19 protein-coding genes are annotated in these 18,677 nt (G+C 66.4%); 12 read left to right on the plus strand and 7 right to left on the minus strand.

Features of this window, described 5'->3' with window-relative positions; translation table 11 throughout:
* Positions 1-135: 135 nt before the first annotated feature.
* From DI041_RS03055 to asnS, 6 genes are all read right to left on the minus strand, one after another.
* Entirely contained in the window at positions 136-657 is a 522-nt protein-coding gene (locus tag DI041_RS03055; protein ID WP_046982653.1) for a 3-hydroxyanthranilate 3,4-dioxygenase, read from the minus strand.
* A 19-nt stretch (positions 658-676) separates the two neighbouring features.
* Positions 677-1,339 (minus strand): carbonate dehydratase, encoded by a 663-nt coding sequence (gene can, locus DI041_RS03060; RefSeq protein ID WP_014037740.1) that lies wholly within the window; start codon positions 1,337-1,339, stop codon positions 677-679.
* A 72-nt stretch (positions 1,340-1,411) separates the two neighbouring features.
* A complete protein-coding gene (locus tag DI041_RS03065; protein ID WP_136638266.1) occupies positions 1,412-2,050 on the minus strand; it encodes an FMN-binding negative transcriptional regulator in 639 nt (212 codons plus the stop codon).
* A 7-nt stretch (positions 2,051-2,057) separates the two neighbouring features.
* Entirely contained in the window at positions 2,058-2,372 is a 315-nt protein-coding gene (locus tag DI041_RS03070; protein ID WP_136638265.1) for a hypothetical protein, read from the minus strand.
* Between the two features lie 7 nt (positions 2,373-2,379).
* Positions 2,380-2,679 carry a hypothetical protein gene (locus DI041_RS03075; RefSeq protein WP_005417403.1) on the minus strand — a complete coding sequence of 100 codons (300 nt, stop codon included), beginning with the start codon at positions 2,677-2,679 and terminating at the stop codon, positions 2,380-2,382.
* A gap of 32 nt (positions 2,680-2,711) precedes the next feature.
* The gene (gene asnS, locus DI041_RS03080; protein ID WP_046982630.1) at positions 2,712-4,106 is read right to left on the minus strand and encodes an asparagine--tRNA ligase; all 1,395 of its coding nucleotides are present in this window, start codon (positions 4,104-4,106) and stop codon (positions 2,712-2,714) included.
* A 128-nt stretch (positions 4,107-4,234) separates the two neighbouring features.
* Here asnS and DI041_RS03085 point away from each other — a divergent pair, with 128 nt between their 5' ends.
* From DI041_RS03085 to zipA, 7 genes are all read left to right on the plus strand, one after another.
* Positions 4,235-4,573 carry a HesB/IscA family protein gene (locus DI041_RS03085; RefSeq protein WP_006376495.1) on the plus strand — a complete coding sequence of 113 codons (339 nt, stop codon included), beginning with the start codon at positions 4,235-4,237 and terminating at the stop codon, positions 4,571-4,573.
* Between the two features lie 79 nt (positions 4,574-4,652).
* Positions 4,653-5,195, plus strand: a complete 543-nt coding sequence (locus tag DI041_RS03090) for a CbrC family protein (protein WP_136638264.1) — start codon at positions 4,653-4,655, stop codon at positions 5,193-5,195.
* A gap of 229 nt (positions 5,196-5,424) precedes the next feature.
* Positions 5,425-5,862 (plus strand): 30S ribosomal protein S6, encoded by a 438-nt coding sequence (rpsF, locus tag DI041_RS03095; protein WP_136638262.1) that lies wholly within the window; start codon positions 5,425-5,427, stop codon positions 5,860-5,862.
* Between the two features lie 11 nt (positions 5,863-5,873).
* Complete coding sequence (rpsR, locus tag DI041_RS03100) at positions 5,874-6,104, plus strand: 30S ribosomal protein S18 (protein WP_002804494.1); 231 nt, start codon at positions 5,874-5,876, stop codon at positions 6,102-6,104.
* 104 nt (positions 6,105-6,208) lie between these two features.
* Positions 6,209-6,661: a 50S ribosomal protein L9 gene (rplI, locus tag DI041_RS03105; RefSeq protein ID WP_046982628.1), complete on the plus strand. Its 453-nt coding sequence runs from the start codon at positions 6,209-6,211 to the stop codon at positions 6,659-6,661.
* A gap of 262 nt (positions 6,662-6,923) precedes the next feature.
* Positions 6,924-10,427, plus strand: a complete 3,504-nt coding sequence (gene smc, locus DI041_RS03110) for a chromosome segregation protein SMC (protein WP_136638260.1) — start codon at positions 6,924-6,926, stop codon at positions 10,425-10,427.
* A 46-nt stretch (positions 10,428-10,473) separates the two neighbouring features.
* The gene (gene zipA, locus DI041_RS03115; protein ID WP_046982626.1) at positions 10,474-11,214 is read left to right on the plus strand and encodes a cell division protein ZipA; all 741 of its coding nucleotides are present in this window, start codon (positions 10,474-10,476) and stop codon (positions 11,212-11,214) included.
* Positions 11,215-11,288: 74 nt separating this feature from the next.
* On the opposite strand, the gene DI041_RS03120 is transcribed toward zipA, so the two are convergent.
* Complete coding sequence (locus DI041_RS03120) at positions 11,289-12,413, minus strand: pyridoxal phosphate-dependent aminotransferase (protein ID WP_136638259.1); 1,125 nt, start codon at positions 12,411-12,413, stop codon at positions 11,289-11,291.
* A 278-nt stretch (positions 12,414-12,691) separates the two neighbouring features.
* On the opposite strand from DI041_RS03120, the gene ligA reads away from it, so the two are divergent.
* The 5 genes from ligA to mtnA all read left to right on the plus strand — a co-directional run bounded on the left by ligA (position 12,692) and on the right by mtnA (position 18,635).
* Positions 12,692-15,163: an NAD-dependent DNA ligase LigA gene (ligA, locus tag DI041_RS03125; RefSeq protein ID WP_211195179.1), complete on the plus strand. Its 2,472-nt coding sequence runs from the start codon at positions 12,692-12,694 to the stop codon at positions 15,161-15,163.
* Positions 15,164-15,213: 50 nt separating this feature from the next.
* A complete protein-coding gene (locus tag DI041_RS03130) occupies positions 15,214-15,699 on the plus strand; it encodes a GNAT family N-acetyltransferase (protein ID WP_006376440.1) in 486 nt (161 codons plus the stop codon).
* Positions 15,696-16,652, plus strand: a complete 957-nt coding sequence (gene epmA, locus DI041_RS03135) for an EF-P lysine aminoacylase EpmA (protein WP_136638257.1) — start codon at positions 15,696-15,698, stop codon at positions 16,650-16,652. Before DI041_RS03130 ends, epmA begins: the two co-directional genes overlap by 4 nt.
* Before the next feature lie 139 nt (positions 16,653-16,791).
* Entirely contained in the window at positions 16,792-17,523 is a 732-nt protein-coding gene (locus DI041_RS03140) for a DUF3011 domain-containing protein (RefSeq protein ID WP_046986789.1), read from the plus strand.
* 47 nt (positions 17,524-17,570) lie between these two features.
* Entirely contained in the window at positions 17,571-18,635 is a 1,065-nt protein-coding gene (gene mtnA, locus DI041_RS03145; protein ID WP_136638255.1) for an S-methyl-5-thioribose-1-phosphate isomerase, read from the plus strand.
* Positions 18,636-18,677 lie beyond the last annotated feature (42 nt).

The following is an 18,677-nucleotide window of genomic DNA, read 5'->3' on the forward strand; positions in this document are numbered from 1 at the left end:
GCCAGTGTAGCGCCTGGGGCATGGCCCGGTAGCGGCCAGCCCAACACCAGCACCGCATGATCCGGTAGCCGCCAACCCTGGTTGGCGCACGTACAAGCAAGCGCCCACCAAGGTGGGCAACTACCGTTCGATGGCTCAGCCTGCCGCCGGCGCCGGCAGCGGGTCCACGTGCCCGCACGCACTGCAGGTGCGCAGCTCCAGGCTGGCGTGGTAACGCGCGAACACCTTGGGCAGGTCGGTTTCGATGTTCTGCAGCGGAAAGTACTCTTCGTGCAGCTTGTGGTTGCAGCGTTCGCAATGCCAGATCACGCCGTCCATCTCATGCGGAAGGCGTTTGCGCTCGACCACCAGGCCGATACCACCGGGCGGGCGCCGCGGCGAGTGCGGAACCTTCGCCGGCAGCAGGAAGATCTCGCCGGCACGGATCGGAATGTCGCGCACCGCGCCGTCTTCCTGCACCTTCAGCACCATCTCGCCTTCGAGCTGGTAGAACCACTCCGGGCCTTCGTCGTAGTGGAAGTCGGTACGCGAGTTCGGCCCGCCGACCACCATCACGATGAAGTCGCCGTTGTCGATCATCTTGTTGCCCACTGGCGGCTTCAGCAGGTGGCGGTGTTCTTCGATCCAGGCGTGCAGGTTGATCGGCGAAGCGAGCATGGTGGTCATCCGTAAGGGATCAGTCGCGCTTGCCCTTGCGCGGGACGTAGGACAGGGCCTTTTCGTAGGCCGGCTGCAGTTCTTCCTGCGAACCGACGTCGATGCCCATCTCGCGCACGCGCCCGTCCTTCAGGCTGTAGACCCAGCCGTGCACCATCAGCTTCTGGCCGCGGGCCCAGGCGTCCTGCACGATGGTCGAGCGGCACAGGTTGGCCACCTGCTCGATCACGTTCAGTTCGCACAGGCGGGCGTGCTTGAGCTCGTCGGTCTCGATCGCATCGAGGATGCCGGTGTGCTTCTGCATCACGTCACCGACGTGGCGCAGCCAGTTGTCGGCCAGGCCGACACGGGTATTGTGCAGGCAGGCGTGCACGCCGCCGCAGCCGTAGTGGCCGACGATCAGGATGTGCTTCACCTTCAGCTGGTCCACTGCGTACTGCACCACGCTCAGGCAGTTCAGGTCGGTGTGCGCGACCACGTTGGCGACATTGCGGTGCACGAACACCTCGCCCGGTGCCATGCCGATGATCTGGTTGGCCGGCACGCGCGAGTCGGAACAGCCGATCCACAGGTATTCCGGATGCTGCTGCTTGGCCAGCTGGTGGAAGAACTCCGGATCTTCCTTCTCGATCCGGTCCGCCCAGTCGCGGTTGTTCTGCAGCAGCTTGTGGATGTCTTTCATGTTCGGGTCCCTGGCGTCGGGTGGGGGCGCGCCGCAGCCATCCGGCTGCGTCGTCGCGGAAATCTGCGGCGTTCAGTCGTTGCGGGCGGCCTGTTCGTGGTGCCAGCGCATCCACTGCGCCAACTCGGTGGAAGAGGGGGTGCCCAGCTGTTCCAGTTCGGCGATCACTGCGCGCTGGTTGGCATCGGGATGGTTCTGGCTCAGCTTGAGCTTCAGCTGCACGTGTTCGACCTGGAAGCAGAAGCCGACGATGGCGCGCAGTTCCGGGCCGTGTTCGGCGCGCGTGGCATTGAACTGCCAGGCCTGGCCGACGCTGGCTTCGAAGCGGTCACTGATCGCACCGACCAGGTCGGCCAGCGCATCGGTGTCGTCGAAGGTGTGCAGCTGGCCGCGCAGCTCGGCAGCAGCGTAGTTCCAGGTAGGTACCCGAGCGGCGGGCTCCTTGTCCGGATACCAGCTGGCCGAGACATAGCCATGCGGGCCGTCGATCAGGACCTTGGCCGCGCCGGCATGGCGCGACTGCGGATTGGCGCGGGCCCAGTGACCGCGCAGCTCGATGCGCTCGCCGTCACGCCGGTACAGCACCGGTATCCGGGTCAGCTCCGGCAGGCCATCGCTGCCGGGGGTGAGCACGGTGACGAATGGATCTCGCGCCAGCAGGCGGTCCAGCCAGAGCAGGTCAGTCTCGGCGAATGCGCGTGGGGTGAACATGCAAGGGTCAGGCGCGCCCGCCCAGCGACTGGATCATGCGGCCGCGCAGGCCTTCATCGCTGTCGGCCTGCGGTGGCTGCACTTCGTGCAGGCTGAAACCGCGCAGCAGCGCGTCCTCCTCATCCAGGCCGTCAAATTCGACGAACTCGGCGTCGAACAGCTGCGAACGGGCGGTGTCTTCGCTGTCATAGCTCAGCGTGTTGCCGTCGCTGTCGAGAACCTCGGCAGTGCCGGCCGGGCGAACGCGCAGGCGCGCCCAGATCAGGGTGTTGCCGAGGCTGGCCAGCCACCAGCTGTCGCGCGAAGCGGAGATGTCATTCATGGATGTGTTACCAGAGCGAGGCCAGCCAGAGCAGGGCAGCCATGCCCAGTCCGGCCAGCAGAGTCAGCAGCGATACCCAGGCCGGCGTCGCCAGCCCGGACAGCGAGCGGTCAGGCTGCTGGCGATAGTCACGGCGCAGCAGCCAGGCCAGGGCATCGGGCTTGAGGAAGGCGCCGCTGCCGAAGCGCTCGGCCAGCGCCGGATGGCGGTCACGCACGTGCACCAGGGTCAGCGGCCAGAAGATCACGAAGGCACTGAACCCGGCCACTGCAACGCCGACGAAACAGAGGGCGAAGAACAGGGTCATGGGAGAGCAGTACCTCCGTGGTCGAGTAGGGCTTAGAAGTCCGCGCTGCCCGGGGCGCGCGGGTAGGGGATCGCATCGCGGATGTTGGACAGACCGCAGACATACACCACCAGGCGCTCGAAGCCGAGGCCGAAGCCGGCGTGCGGCACCGAACCATAGCGGCGGAAGTCGCGGTACCAGCTGTAGTGCTCACGGTCCAGGCCGAACTGGGCCATGCGCGCGTCCAGTACGTCCAGGCGCTCCTCGCGCTGGCTGCCGCCGATGATCTCGCCGATGCCCGGGGCCAGCACGTCCATCGCGGCAACGGTCTTGCCGTCGTCGTTCAGGCGCATGTAGAAGGCCTTGATGTGCTCCGGATAGTTGGTCACCACCACTGGGCGGCCGACATGTTCCTCGGTCAGCCAGCGCTCGTGCTCGGTCTGCAGGTCCAGGCCCCATTCAACCGGGAAGTCGAACTTCTTGCCGGACTTCTGCAGCAGGCTGACCGCATCGGTGTAGTCGATGCGCTCGAACGGCGCATTGATGAAGTCTTCCAGCTTGGTGATCGCGTTCTTGTCCACGCGCTCGGCGATGAAGGCCAGGTCGTCGCTGCGCTCGTTAAGCACCGCGCGGAACAGGTACTTCAGGAATTCTTCGGCCAGGCGCGCGTCTTCGGCCAGGTCGGCGAAGGCGATTTCCGGCTCGATCATCCAGAACTCCGCCAGATGGCGGGTGGTGTGGCTGTTCTCGGCACGGAAGGTCGGGCCGAAGGTGTAGACCTTGCTCAGCGCCAGGCAGTAGGCCTCGACGTTCAGCTGGCCGGACACGGTCAGGAAGGTTTCCTTGCCGAAGAAGTCGCGGCTGAAATCGATGGCGCCCTTCTCGTCACGCGGCAGGTTCACCATGTCCAGGGTGGACACGCGGAACATCTGGCCGGCGCCTTCGGCGTCGGAGGTGGTGATGATCGGGGTGCTGATCCAGTTGAAGCCGTTCTCGTGGAAGAAACGGTGCACGGCCTGGGCCAGGCAGTTGCGGATGCGGGTGACCGCGCCGAACAGGTTGGTGCGCGGGCGCAGGTGTGCCACTTCGCGCAGGAACTCCGGCGACATCGGCTTGGGCTGGATCGGGTAGGTGAGCGGGTCTTCGACCCAGCCGACCACTTCCAGTGCGTTGGCCTGGATCTCGAACGACTGGCCCTTGCCCTGCGACTTCACCAGGGTGCCGGTGGCGATGACCGAGCAGCCGCTGGTCAGGCGCTTGATCTCATCGAAGTTGGCCAGGCTGTCGCCGGCCACGACCTGGATCGGGGCGAAGCAGGAGCCGTCGCTCACATTCACGAAAGCCAGATTCGCTGAACCGCGCACCGTGCGCACCCATCCGCGTACCGTGACTTCGCCGCCTTCCGGGATCTTCCCGGCAAGCGCATGTTCAACGCTGACCACCGTCATGACTTGAATCCTCTGCTGATCGACTCGATCTGTGAACACGGGAGTTTACCGGTTGCAGCGTTCTGCTTGCGAGGCATTTTTCGTGGCAACGGCTCCTTATAATGTCCCCGTACCTCTGGAGTAGCCCCATGGCCGTCAGCCTGACCCCCATTGCCTTCGAGCGCGTGCAGCGCTTTGTCGCCCAGACCCCCGGCGCGCTGGGCCTGCGTTTCGGCGTGACCAAGACCGGCTGCTCGGGCTGGGGTCACATCACCGACCTGGCCCGCGACGAGCGCGAGGGCGATACCGTGTTCGACCAGGACGGCGTGAAGATCTACGTCGATGCCAAGAGCCTGGCGCTGGTGGACGGCACCGTGATCGACTTCGGCAAGCACGGCCTGAGCGAAACGTTCACGTTCAGCAACCCCAACGCCACCGCCGAGTGTGGCTGCGGCGAAAGCTTCACCACCGACGCCGACAAGGCCTGACGGCCGGTTCTGGCGTCCGCCGCTAGCGGAACCTGCTCTGGTAGATGCCGACCTTGGTCGGCAGGGAAGGGATCCACGGATGGAACGACCGCTTTTCATTTATCACCCCAACGCCTACGCCCTCTCCTTCGAAGAGGTCGACGGGGTCTGTGACTGCTGCGGTCAGGCGCGGACACTTCAGTACCGGGGGCCTTTCTACACGTGCCTGCGACCGGAGTATCTGTGCCCATGGTGTATTGCCGATGGCAGGGCGGCGGCCAGTTACGAGGGTGAATTCACCGGCTGGAGCGATATTGAAGGGGTATCCCCTGATCCAGCCGACCCGCCGCCAGCCATCGCCCGTGAGCTGCTGCTGGAGATCTGCGAGCGCACCCCGGGCTACTCGTCCTGGCAGCAATCGGTCTGGCTGAGCCATTGTGAACGGCCCTGCGCCTTCCTCGGCTTTGCCGGCAGCGAGGACCTCCTGCCCATCCTCGACCAGGTCCGGCCGGACGTGGCCGAAGTCAACCCGCGCGACGCCGACTGGGTGCTGGCGCACCTGAGCCGGGACGGGATGATGGTCGGCTGCCTGTTCCAGTGCCTGGAATGCGGCCAGCATCGCCTTCACGTCGACCTGGGGTGAATCCAGGCGGATTCGTGGACTGTGCTGGGCTCCGGTAGCGGCCAACCTTGGTTGGCATGAAGGCTGCCCCCCGGTTCAGGTTGCCCTGTGACCCGCCGGTTGCCCGGCCACCCCATCTGCGCCATAATGCGCGGCTTCCTGCCTCCCTGGCGGGAATCCTTGCCCCACCGCGGTATCAACGGCGGGGGGCTGTCCGGCCGCAAGGCCACATCCGAAAGGTAGAAAAAACATGAGTCGTCATTACGAAATCGTGTTCATGGTCCATCCGGACCAGAGCGAGCAGGTCCCGGCCATGATCGAGCGCTACAAGTCGCTGGTCGAGAACGGCAACGGCACCGTCCACCGTCTGGAAGACTGGGGCCGCCGCCAGCTGGCTTACCCGATCCAGAACCTGGTGAAGGCGCACTACGTGCTGCTGAACATCGAAGCCGACCAGGCCGTGCTGAACGAGCTGACCGAAAGCTTCCGCTTCAACGACGCCGTGCTGCGCAACCTGGTCATCAAGCGTGACGAGGCTGACACCGAGCAGTCGCTGATCATGAAGAGCAAGGACGAGAAGGGCGACAAGCCCGAGCGTGGTGAGCGTCGTCGTCGTGATGACGAAGAAGGCGAAACCACCCCCGCCGCTGACAACGATGCCGGCGACGACGCCGCTTCGGCCGCCTAAGGAGCACTGACATGTCCAAGTTCTTCCGTCGCCGCAAGTTCTGCAAGTTCACCGCTGAAGGTGTCAAGGAGATCGATTACAAGGATCTCAACACCCTGCGCCAGTACCTGACCGAGAACGGCAAGATCGTGCCGAGCCGCGTCACCGGTACCAAGTCGAAGTACCAGCGTCAGCTGGCGACCGCCGTCAAGCGCGCTCGCTTCCTGGCCCTGATCCCGTACACCGACAACCACGACGTCTGATGCCGGCGGGGCGGCCCGGTGCCGCCCCCGCTGTGCCAGCTATTCGGACAGCCCTAGTTGCGGGGCCCAGCCTCGCTAACGAATAACTTATCTGGAGCAATACCATGCAGCTGATCCTTCTGCAGAAAGTCACCAACCTCGGCAACCTGGGCGACCTGGTCGACGTGAAGCCGGGCTACGGCCGTAACTTCCTCGTGCCGCAGGGCAAGGCCGTGCCGGCCACCGAGAGCAACAAGGCCGAGTTCGAAGCCAAGCGTGCCGAGTACGAAGCCAAGGCCCAGTCGATCCACGCCGACGCTGAAGCCCGCAAGGCCAAGCTGGAAGGCGCGAGCGTCACCATCGCCGCCAACGCTTCGACCGAAGGCAAGCTGTACGGCTCGGTCGGCGCCCGCGAAATCGCCGATGCCTTCACCGCTGCCGGCCTGCCGGTCAGCAAGAGCGAAGTCATCCTGGGCGAAGGCGCCTTCCGCAACATCGGTGAGTACGACGTCCTGGTGCACCTGCACGCTGACGTTGAAACCACCGTCAAGGTTGTGGTCGAAGCCGAAAAGGCCTGATCCCACGCCGCAAGGCCTGGTATCACCGCAGAACGGGCGCCCGCGAGGGTGCCCGTTTTGTTTTGTGCGGAGGTCCGATCCGTGGCGCTGGACGATGCTCGGCCGGCGCCCCCGGCCGGGCAATGTTCCACGCCCATTCGTAGAACACGGCCACATCGGTATACTCAGGGCGTCACATCCGTTCCACGGCCAGCGATCCCAATCGGATCAATGACTTGGAGGGTAAACGCAGGCCGCTCGCCGGCCCCAGTCCGGAAACCCTATGCGTCTTTCCACGATCAAGCTGTCCGGCTTCAAGTCGTTCGTCGATCCGACCACCCTGCACCTGCCGACCAACATGACCGGCGTGGTAGGGCCTAATGGCTGCGGCAAGTCGAACATCATCGACGCCGTGCGCTGGGTCATGGGCGAAAGTTCGGCCAGCCGCCTGCGTGGTGACTCGCTCACCGACGTGATCTTCTCCGGTTCCAATGCCCGCAAGCCGGTCTCGCAGGCCACCGTCGAGCTGATCTTCGACAACTCCGACCACACGATCTCCGGCGAGTACGCCTCGTTCAACGAGATCTCGGTCAAGCGCACCGTCAGCCGCGACGGCAGCAGCAACTATTACCTCAACGGCACCAAGTGCCGCCGCCGCGACATCACCGATCTGTTCCTCGGCACCGGCCTGGGCCCGCGCAGCTACTCGATCATCGAGCAGGGCATGATCAGCCAGATCATCGAGGCGCGCCCGGAAGACCTGCGCGTGTACCTGGAAGAGGCCGCCGGCATCTCCAAGTACAAGGAGCGCCGCAAGGAGACCGAGACCCGCATCCGCCACACCCGCGAGAACCTGGACCGCCTTGGCGACCTGCGCGAGGAAATCACCAAGCAGCTCGAGCACCTCAAGCGGCAGGCCAAGCAGGCCGAGCAGTACCAGGCGTTGCAGGAAGAACGCCGGGTCAAGGATGCGGAGTGGAAGGCGCTGGAATACCGTGGCCTGGATGGTCGCCTGTCCAAGCTGCGCGAAGGGCTGTCGCAGGAAGAAACCAAGCTGCAGCAGCTGATTGCCGACCAGCGCGACGCTGAGGCGCGGATCGAGACTTCCCGCGTGCGCCGCGAGGAGGCTGCCGACGCGCTCAATGCCGCGCAGGCCGAGGTCTACCAGGTGGGCAGCACGCTGGCCCGCCTCGAACAGCAGATCCAGCACCAGCGCGAACTGTCGCAGCGCCTGCACAAGGCGCGCGATGAAACCCGCCAGGCACTGGCCGAGCTTGGCCAGCACATCAGTGGTGACGAAGCCAAGCTGATGGTGCTGCGCGAAGCGGTCGATGCGGCCACCCCGCAGCTGGAAGAACTGCAGGAAGAGAACGAGATCAAGCAGGAAGGCCTGCGTGAGGCCGAAGCGCGGTTGTCCGATTGGCAGCAGCGTTGGGAGCAGCACACCTCGCAGAGCTCGGAAGCCTCGCGCGCTGGCGAGGTCGAGCGCACCCGCGTGGACTACCTGGACAAGCAGGTCCTCGATGCCGACCGTCGTCGCGAGGCGCTGGCGGCCGAACGCGCGGGGCTGGACGTGGACGCGCTGGAAGAAGCATTCGAGCAGCTGCACCTGCAGCACGACACGCAGAAGACCGCGCTGGACGAGTTGAGTGAAGACGTCGAGCTGCGCAAGCAGGGCGTGGCGGCGGTGCAGGAGCAGCAGCGGAATGGCCAGAACGAACTGGCCGAACTGCGCAAGCAGGCCAACGGCCTGCGTGGCCGGCTGGCCTCGCTGGAGACCCTGCAGCAGGCCGCGCTGGGCCAGGAGCAGGGCGCTGCCGTGGCGTGGCTGAAGGCGCGTGGGCTGGATTCGGCGGCGCGTGTCGGCGAACGCCTGGACGTTGATGCCGGCTGGGAAAATGCGGTGGAAAGCGCGCTTGGCCAGTTGATCGAAGGCGTGCTGGTCGACGACCCGGCCAGCCTGGTCGATGCACTGGGTGAGCTAGGCGATGGCCGTATCGCGCTGGTTGCCAGCGGCGACGCAGATCTGAAGGTTGCCCCTACCTCGCTGGCCGCTCGTGTGCGTGGCCCGGCGGCGATCCGTCGCCTGCTGGCCCATCTGCACGCTGCAAGCGATCTGGCCGAAGCGAAAACGTTGCAGGCCCGCCTGCCCGAAGGCGATTCGATCATCACCCAGGGCGGCGAGCGCCTGGGCCAGGGCTGGCTGCGCGTCGCGCGCTCTGGCGCGGCCCAGCAGGGCGCGCTGCTGCGCGAACGCGAAATCAACGAACTGCGCGAGCAGATCGAGCAGCTGCAATCGCGCGAAGCCGAACTGGAAGAACAGCTGGCCGGTTTCCGCGAACACCTGTTGGCCGCCGAACAGCAGCGCGAGGATGCACAGCGCGCGCTGTACCTGGCGCACCGCGCTGTGTCCGAACTGGCTGGCCAGCTGCAGGGCCAGCAGGGCAAGGTCGAGGCGGCACGCACACGCATCGACCGCATCGAAGGCGAGCTCAGCCAGTTGCTGGAGACCCTGGACATCAATCGCGAGCAGGCGCGTGAAGCGCGTGCGCGGTTGGAGAATGCGGTCAACAGCATGGGCGACCTGGAGTCGAACCGGCAGGGCCTGGAGGGCGAACGCCGTCAGTTGACCGAGGCGCGCGATCTGGCCCGCGACGCCGCCCGTGCGGTACGCGAGCGGTCGCACGCGTTGGCCCTGACCCTGGAATCGCAGCGCGCCCAGGTGGCCTCGTTGAGCCAGGCGCTGGAGCGCATGAGCACCCAACGTGGCCAGCTGGATTCACGCCTGGGCGAACTGCACTCGCAGCTCGATGAGGGCGATTCGCCGGTCGAATCGCTGCAGGCCGAGCACCAGAACGCGCTGGAAGAGCGCGTGCGTGCCGACCGTGTGCTGACCGAGGCGCGTACGCTGCTGGACGGCATTGATGCCGAACTGCGCAATTACGAGCAGACCCGCCACCAGCGCGACGAACAGGCACTGGCCCAGCGCGAGCGTATTTCCCAGCGCAAGCTGGACCAGCAGGCGCTGGTGCTCAGTGCCGACACGCTGCAGGCTGCGGTGGAGAAGGCCGGTTTCGTGATGCAGGATGTGCTCAACGCGTTGCCCGAAGAAGCCCGCCTGGGCGACTGGGAGCAGGCCGTGCACCAGATCGACGGCCGCATGCGCCGGCTGGAGCCGGTCAACCTGGCTGCCATCCACGAGTACGGAGAGGCCTCGCAGCGATCGGAGTACCTGGACGCGCAGCATGTTGACCTGACCACCGCTCTGGAGACCTTGGAAGATGCCATCCGCAAGATCGATCGCGAGACCCGCGGCCGCTTCAAGGACACCTTCGACCGCGTCAATGCCGGCGTGCAGGCCCTGTACCCGCGCCTGTTCGGTGGCGGCCATGCCTACCTGGAACTGACCGGAGAAGACCTGCTCGACACCGGCGTGACCATCATGGCGCGCCCGCCGGGCAAGCGCGTGTCCAGCATCTCGCTGTTGTCCGGTGGCGAGAAGGCGATGACCGCGGTAGCGCTGGTGTTTGCCATCTTCCAGCTGAACCCCGCGCCGTTCTGCCTGCTGGACGAGGTGGACGCGCCGCTGGACGAGGCCAACGTCGGCCGCCTGGCCAACATGGTCAAGGAAATGAGCGAGAAGGTGCAGTTCCTGTTCGTCAGCCACAACAAGGCGACGATGGAGGCTGCGCACCAGCTGTCGGGCGTGACCATGCGCGAGCCGGGCGTCAGCCGCCTGGTCAGCGTGGACCTGGAAGAAGCCGCACGATTGGCGGGCGCGGCCTGACGTGCCATCCTAGTTACCTGAATGAACTAGCCGGAGAACCTATCGAATGTCCGACACGGCACTGTTGCGCATCGGCATCCTGGCCGCCGGCCTGCTGTTGATCGCCGCGATCTTCCTGTTTGGCCGTCCGAAAAAGAAGCCCCAGGGGCGCCGCGTGGAAGGCGCGGAACCGACCAGCGGTCAACGCCGCGAGCCGGTGCTGGGCGATGACGGCGTCCCCGTGGCCGATGGCCGCATTGAACCGGGAATGGGCGGGGAAGGCGAGCAGGCCGAACTCGGTCTCCCCGACACCGATCTGGGCGCAGCCAGCGACCTCGGCAAGCGCGCCACCCAGGATTTCGACAAGATCGTTTCGCTGCTGGTGGCGGCCCGCGCCGGCGAGCAGCTGCGCGGGGAGGACATCGTAGTGGCCGCCGAGAAGACCGGCCTGGTCTTCGGCCATATGAACGTGTTCCACCGCCTGGTGGAGGGCTATCCCGAGCGCGGACCGATCTTCTCGATGGCCAGCGTCATCAATCCGGGCAGCTTCGACATGGCCAACATCCGCGCCATGGAAACTCCGGCCATCGCCTTCTTCCTGACCCTGCCGGCACCGCTGACCGCGCTGGATGCCTGGGAGAAGATGCTGCCGACCGTGCAGCGCATGGCCGAACTGCTCGACGGCGTGGTGCTGGATGACGGCCGCAATGCCCTGGGTCGTCAGCGCATCGCACACATCCGTGACGAGCTGCGTGCCTATGATCGCCAGCACCAGGCACCGCCGCTGACCAAGACCCCGCGCTGGTAAAAGCGTTTTTTCCGGTGTGCCGACCAGCGGTCGGCACCCACCCCGACCAGCGGCCGGCATCCACCCGGATGGGGTTACGCCGGTACGCCAGCCACCTTCGCGAACGCCTGGCGGAACGCCGCCATTTCCTCTTCGGTACCGACGGTCACCCGCACGCGCTGCGGCCAGATCGGCCAGTTGCGACCGATCACCACGCCGTTCTCCGCCATTGCCTTGGCGAACGCGCCGCCGTCACGCTGGACGTCGACCACGAAGCAGTTCGCCTCCGAAGGCACGCAGTTGAAACCGCGCTTGCCGAGCCACGCGACGGTGGCCTGGCGTGCCTTGGCATTCTGCAGGCGTCGCTGCGGGATCAGCTGCGGATCCCGCAGACTGGACAGCGCCGCCGCCAGTGCCGGTACCGGTAGCGGGTTGTCGCCGAGGCTGGCCAGTTCACGCAGCCGGTCCGGATGTGCAGCGGCCACGCCAAGGCGCAGACCGGCCATGCCGTACAGCTTGGAAAACGTGCGCAGCACGATCAGGTCATCGCGCTGGGCCACCTGGCCGATCAGGCTGGGCTGCTCGCTGTACTGCAGATAGGCCTCGTCGACCAGTACACGGGTGGCCACAGGCTTGTTGGCCAGCAGCCAGGCGAGCTCGACCGGTGGGCTGATCGAGCCGGTGGGGTTGTTCGGATTGCACACGTACAGCAGCCCGGTCGGGTGCGCATGTGCGGCAGCAACCATCGCACGCAGGTCGTGCGCGCCGTCATCGCGCAGCGGCACCTTCTGCACGTGCGCGCCGTGTGCGGCGGCCACTTCGCCCAGCGTTTCGAAGGTCGGGTCGGCAACTACCAGTCCTGCCTGCGGGCCGGTCCACAGCGTGGCCGCACGATTCAGCGGTTCGCTGGAGCCGGGGTAGAGGCGCACATGATCGGCCGGGATGCCGGCCTGCCCGATGAAAGCGTCGCGCACCTGGCCCGCCAGCTCGAAGCGGTAGCGGCCGCAGCTTGCGATGCTCTCGCGTGCCGCCTGCTGGGCAGCGGGTGAGGGGCCGTACGGGCACTCATTGAAGTTCAGCAGTACCGCGCCCTCGCTGGGAGTCGGCGTTGTGGCCGCAGCAGGCTGGGCCTGGGCCAGGCGGGGCAGGCTGCTGCCGGCCACGGCAAGGCCGGCACCGGCCAGTTGCAGGAAGCGGCGACGGGAGGCGGGCAGGGTCACGGGCGGGGTTCCGAAGGTTGGCTGCTGCACGCTAGCGCTGGTGGGGGCGGGCGGCAAGCTGCTTTTTGTAGAGTCGAGCCGTGCTCGACTACAGATGTGCCAACCAAGGTTGGCACCTACCAGAGCGGGGAATGGTTGGCACCTACCGGAGCGGGGGAGTGGTTGGTATCTGCCAGAGCGGGGGAGCAGTCGAGCAAGCTCGACGCAACAAAGGCGGTGGTGTTACAGGGCCTGACGCCCGGGCGCGGTAGAATTCCCGGCCATCCCAGAACCACCGGATCCCGATGAGCCCCAGCCCCGCCGAACGCGCCGAAGACCTTCGCCGGCAGATCGCCCAGGCCAACCGCGCCTACCACGAGCTGGATGCGCCGGAGATCCCCGACGTCGACTATGACCGGATGGTGCGCGAGCTGGAAGCGCTGGAGCGCGAGCATCCGGAACTGGCCCGTGCCGACAGCCCTACCCAGCAGGTTGGAGCGCGTCCCTCGGGCCGTTTCGCCGAGGTGCGCCATGCGGTGCCGATGTTGTCGTTGTCCAATGCTTTCAGCGATGAGGAAGTGGCCGATTTCGTGCGTCGCATCGATGAGCGCCTGGGCCGCCGCAGCCTGCAGTTCTCGGCAGAGCCGAAGATGGACGGCCTGGCAATCAGCCTGCGCTACGAAGAGGGGCATTTCGTACTGGGCGCGACCCGCGGTGATGGCAGCACTGGCGAAGACGTGACGGCAAACCTGCGCGAGATCGGCGATGTCCCCAAGCGCCTGCACGGCAAGGACTGGCCGGATGTGCTGGAAGTACGCGGCGAGGTCTACATGGCCCGCGCCGACTTCGAGGCCTACAACGAGCGTGCGCGCCTGCAGGGTGGCAAGGTGCTGGCCAATCCGCGCAATGCTGCAGCCGGCTCGCTGCGCCAGCTCGACCCGAAGATCAGCGCGCAGCGCAAGCTGAGTTTCTTCGCCTACGGCACCGGCGAGGTGCAGGGTGGCGAGCTTCCCGATACCCATTCGGGCACGCTGGCACAGCTCGGCAGCTGGGGCTTCCCGGTCAGTGCGCTGTGCAAGGTGGTGGATGGCACCGATGGCCTGCTTGGCTACTACCGTGACATCGGCGAGCGCCGTGATGGCCTGCCGTTCGATATCGACGGCGTGGTCTACAAGCTGGACGACCGCGCCGGGCAGCAGGCGATGGGCTTCGTCTCGCGCGCACCGCGCTGGGCCATCGCACACAAGTTCCCGGCGCAGGAACAGAGCACCACCGTGGAAGCGATCGAGATCCAGATCGGCCGCACCGGTGCCGCCACGCCGGTCGCGCGCCTGGCGCCAGTGGCCGTGGCCGGTGTGATCGTCTCCAACGCCACCCTGCACAACGCCGACCAGATCGCGCGCCTCGATGTGCGCGTCGGCGACAGCGTGATCGTGCGACGTGCGGGTGACGTGATTCCGGAAGTGGTCAGCGTCATCCTCGACCGTCGTCCGCAGGGCACCACGCCGTGGCAGATGCCGACGCAGTGCCCGGTGTGTGGCTCGGAGATCGTGCGCGAGGAGGGAGCGGCGGCGTGGCGTTGTTCGGGCGAGCTGTCCTGCCCGGCGCAGCGCAAGGAAGCCATCGCGCACTTCGCCTCGCGCCGCGCGATGGATATCGACGGCCTGGGCGACAAATACATCGAGACCCTGGTTGACGCCGGCATCGTCAAGAGCGTGGCCGACCTGTACCGGCTCAGCCGTGACCAGCTGCTGCACCTGAAACTGGTGCTGGATGCCGAAGATCCTTCGGCACTGGCTGCCGCATTGAAGCTGCATCTGCCTGCCGAAGGCAGCGGCGCGGTGCTCAATGCCGTGCTCAAGCTGGACGGCAACGATCCAGGCTGGCGCGCGCAGGCACTGGTGCAGCCGGCCAGCTTTGAATGGAACACGAAGAAGATCGCCACCAAGTGGGCTGACAACCTGATCGCGGCGATCGACGCCAGCCGTGCGGCCACGCTGGAGCGGCTGCTGTTCGCACTGGGCATCGAACACGTCGGCGAAAGCACGGCCAAGGCGCTGGCGCAGTGGTTTGGCGATCTGGAGTTGATCCGCCACCTGCCGTGGCCGCTGTTCAAGCGGGTGCCGGACATCGGTGGCGAAGTAGCCCGCTCGCTCGGTCATTTCTTCGAGCAGCAGGGAAACCAGCAGGCCATCGATGATCTGTTGCAGGTCGGCCAGGTACGCATCAGCGATGCACACGCCCCCAGTGCCAAGCTGCGTGAGGGCCTGGACCTGGCGCAGTTGATGGTGGAATCGGAGATTCCCGGCATCACCCGCCTTCGTGCGGAAAAACTGGTCGCTGCGCTGCCCGGCGCGCAGGCAGTGCTCGACGCCGAGCATGGTCAGTTCGTCAATGCAGGCCTGCCCGACGATACTGCGCGTGGCCTGGCCGAGTGGCTCGATACCGAGGGCCACGGCGCGATGCTGCTGGCCGCTGAGAAAGCGATGCGGCAGATCCTGGTCAAGGCCCCCGCGCTTGCGGAGATCGTCGCCGGCCCGCTGGATGGACAGACCGTGGTGCTGACCGGCACCCTGGCCCAGCTCACCCGCGATGCCGCCAAGGAGCGCCTGGAGGCACTGGGTGCGAAGGTCTCCGGCAGTGTGTCGAAGAAGACCAGCTTCGTGGTGGCCGGTACCGAGGCCGGCTCCAAGCTGGACAAGGCGCAGTCGCTGGGCGTGCCGGTGTGGGACGAAGACCGCCTGCTGGCCTATCTCGCCGAGCACGAATGAAGCCTCCGCCGGGCGCTCCTGCGGCCGGCATGAAATACAAAGGAACACCGATGCAGACCGCCCCGCTGGACTTCCGCCTGGCCACCCGTGCCGATGAGGAACTGTTGATCGCGTTGATGCGCGAGTTCTACGCCGAAGACAAGATCGACTTCGACGACGCCCGCGTGCGTCGCGGTGTGGATGCACTGCTGGCCGACCCGCGCAACGGTGAAGTACTGCTGTGGCTGGACGAAGCCGGCGAGGTGGTCGGCTATGCGGTGATCGCGATGGGTTTCAGCCTGGAGCAGGGCGGTCACTTCATGCTGCTGGACGAGCTGTACCTGAGCCATCGCGCGCGCGGTCGTGGTCGCGGCAAACAGGCCCTGGCGATCTGCGAACAGCGCGCACGCGGTCGTGGCGTCAGCCGCCTGCGCCTGGAAGTGAACCACCACAACGAACTGGCCCGACGCCTGTACCTGGCCAGCGGCTACATCGACGACACCCGTGACCTGCTGACCCTGCCGCTGGACCATCCGCGCCCGGAGGGCATCCTGTGAGCGAGGCCCTGCTGCGGGCGCTGCAGCAGCGCGCCGCGCTGAACGCGCTGCTGCGCCGCTTCTTCGCCGAGCGCGATGTGCTGGAAGTGGAAACCCCGATCCTGTCGGTGGCCGGCAACACCGAGCCGAACATCGACAGCTTCCACACCGATTTCACCGGGCATGTTGATGCCGGTGGCCGCCGCCGCTGGTTGCGGACCTCGCCGGAGTATCCGCTCAAGCGCCTGCTCGCTGCAGGCGTCGGCGACTGCTATGAACTGGGCCGCGTATTCCGCAATGGCGAAGCGGGTGGTCGCCACAATCCTGAATTCACCATGCTGGAGTGGTACCGGGTCGGCTGGGACCACCATCGGCTGGTGCAGGAAACCGCCGAGCTGGTCGGGCAGGCGTTGGCGCTGGTCGGGCGCAGTGCCCGCTTGCGCGTGATGAGCTATCGCGAGCTGTTCCAGCAGCATGTAGGCGTGGATCCGTTCGATGCCGACGAAGCCGCGCTGCGTGCCGCACTGGGCGACGTGCATATCGATCCGGTCGGGTTGACCCGCGACGACTGGCTGGACCTGCTGATGACCCACCACATCCAACCGCACTTCGATGACGCGGTCATGACCGCGGTCCATGACTGGCCGGCCAGCCAGGCCGCGCTCGCGCGCATCCGCCCCGGCACACCGCCGTTGGCCGAGCGTTTCGAGCTGTACCTGGGGGCGGTGGAGCTGGCCAACGGCTATCACGAACTGAATGACGCGCAGGAGCAACGTGCGCGCTTCCAGCATGATCTGCAGCGTCGGCACGAGCGTGGGCAGGTACAGCCGGCGCTGGATGAGGCGCTGTTGGCAGCGCTGCCGTCGATGCCGGCCTGTGCCGGCGTGGCGGTGGGCATCGACCGCCTGCTGATGGCGATGAACCGCACGCCGCGCATCGCCGATGTGCTGGCCTACGATTTTGCCCACGCCTGAGTTTTCGGGTCTTTCTGAAATCTGCAGGCTGAACGGAATCGACGGATTTCGCGCTTGATTCAGCAAGCATGATGATGCTCTCATCATCCCACGTGCCTCACACTGGCATGGCAGTTCATCCAGTCTCGTGGGGAAGCCTTTGGTCAAGTGGTTCGCGGTCGTCGCTGCACCGGTGTACTCCCTCGCGATATGGGGGGTGTTCGCACCGTCGTCGGCGTTGGCCCAGCAGGCCGGCTATGACGGCGAAGTGGTGACCTGCGAATCGCGTGACATGGCCTGGGTGCACTGCGATATCGATGTCAGCAACGGCATCGACCTGGTTCGCCAGCTGTCCAGCAACAGCTGCATCCGCGGCAGTGAGTGGGGGACCGACCGCAGTGGTGTGTGGGTCACTCTTGGCTGCCGTGCCGAGTTCCGTGCACGCCGTGCGCAAGGAGCGGCAGCGCCGGCCAGCACCCAGGGCAAGCGCCTGGTGCGCCGCGTGGTGCGCTGTGAGTCCAATGGTCGCCCGCAGAGTTGCCCGGTGCGGCTCGATGGCGCCCCGGTGCGCCTGCTGCGCCAGTTGTCGGTGCTTCCGTGCCGGGAGGGGCAGGGCTGGGGCTACAAGCGCAATGAAGTCTGGACCACGCGTGGCTGCCAGGGTGATTTCGAAGTGGCCGACGAGGAGGGTCGTTTCGTCGACGTGCCGCGGCGCCTGACCTGCGAGTCGAAGTCGAAGAAGCGCCGCTTCTGCGGTGCCAGCATTTCCGTTGGAGCGGTCGTCACCCAGCAGCTGTCCAGCACGCCGTGCGAAGAGGGCAGCACCTGGGGCTGGAGCCGCAACGGGATCTGGGTGGACGGCGGCTGCCGGGCCGAATTCTCGGTGAATTGAGCCCGGGCAGGCTCCAACCACGTGGGGCCTGGCCCTACAATGGGCCCATGAACACTGCCTCCGACATCGACTACGCCCGTTACGACCACATCCGCCCGATCCTGTGGACAGGCGAAGCCCTGCAACTGCTCGACCAGCGCAAGCTGCCGTTCGTGGTTGAACACGTGGTCTGCCATGACAGCGACGAGGTTGCTGCGGCGATCCATGCGCTGACCGTGCGCGGCGCGCCGGCGATCGGCATTGCCGCTGCCTGGGGCGTGGTGCTGGCTGCGCGGGATGTGCATGCAGCTGATGGCGTGCATGCCCTGCAGCAGCTGGAACCAGCGCTGCAGCGGCTCAATGCTTCGCGCCCGACGGCGGTGAACCTGGCCTGGGCGCTGGCGCGCATGCGTCGTTGCCTGACTGCCGCCGGTGCCGATTGGAAGGCGTTGCTGGAGGCGGAGGCGCAGGCCATCGCCGAGGAAGACCTGGCCGCCAACCGCCATATGGGCGCGCTCGGTGCAGGCCTGATCGAAGCGGGCAGCGGCGTGCTGACCCACTGCAACACCGGCTCGCTGGCCACCGCTGGCTTCGGCACCGCCCTGGGGGTGATCCGCGCCGGCATGGCCCAGCATCGCATCGCCCGCGTGTTCGCTGGCGAGACCCGGCCGTGGCTGCAGGGCGCGCGCCTGACCGTGTGGGAGCTGCAGCAGGATGGCATCGACGCGACGCTGATCGCCGACTCGGCGGCTTCGCACCTGATGAAGACCGGCGCGGTGCAATGGGTGATCGTCGGCGCTGACCGCATCTGCGCCAATGGCGATACGGCCAACAAGATCGGTACCTATCAGCTGGCCATCGCCGCCCGCCACCATGGGGTGAAGTTCATGGTCGTGGCCCCGTCCTCCACGGTGGACATGGAGACCGTGGATGGCAGCCAGATCGAGATCGAGCAGCGTGACCCGGGCGAGCTGTACGGGGTGGGCGGTACCCGCACCGTGGCCGAGGGCATCGCCGCCTGGAACCCGGTATTCGACGTAACCCCGGGTGAGCTGATCGACGCCATCGTGACCGAACGTGGCGTGATCCTGAACCCGACCGTCGAGAACATGCGCGCCGCCTTCGGCGGTTGAGGCAGGCAGGGTCGTGGTCGGATCCCTTTCCGCAGGGAAGGG

The organism is Stenotrophomonas maltophilia, assembly GCF_004920835.1.
GTDB lineage: Bacteria > Pseudomonadota > Gammaproteobacteria > Xanthomonadales > Xanthomonadaceae > Stenotrophomonas > Stenotrophomonas maltophilia_AQ.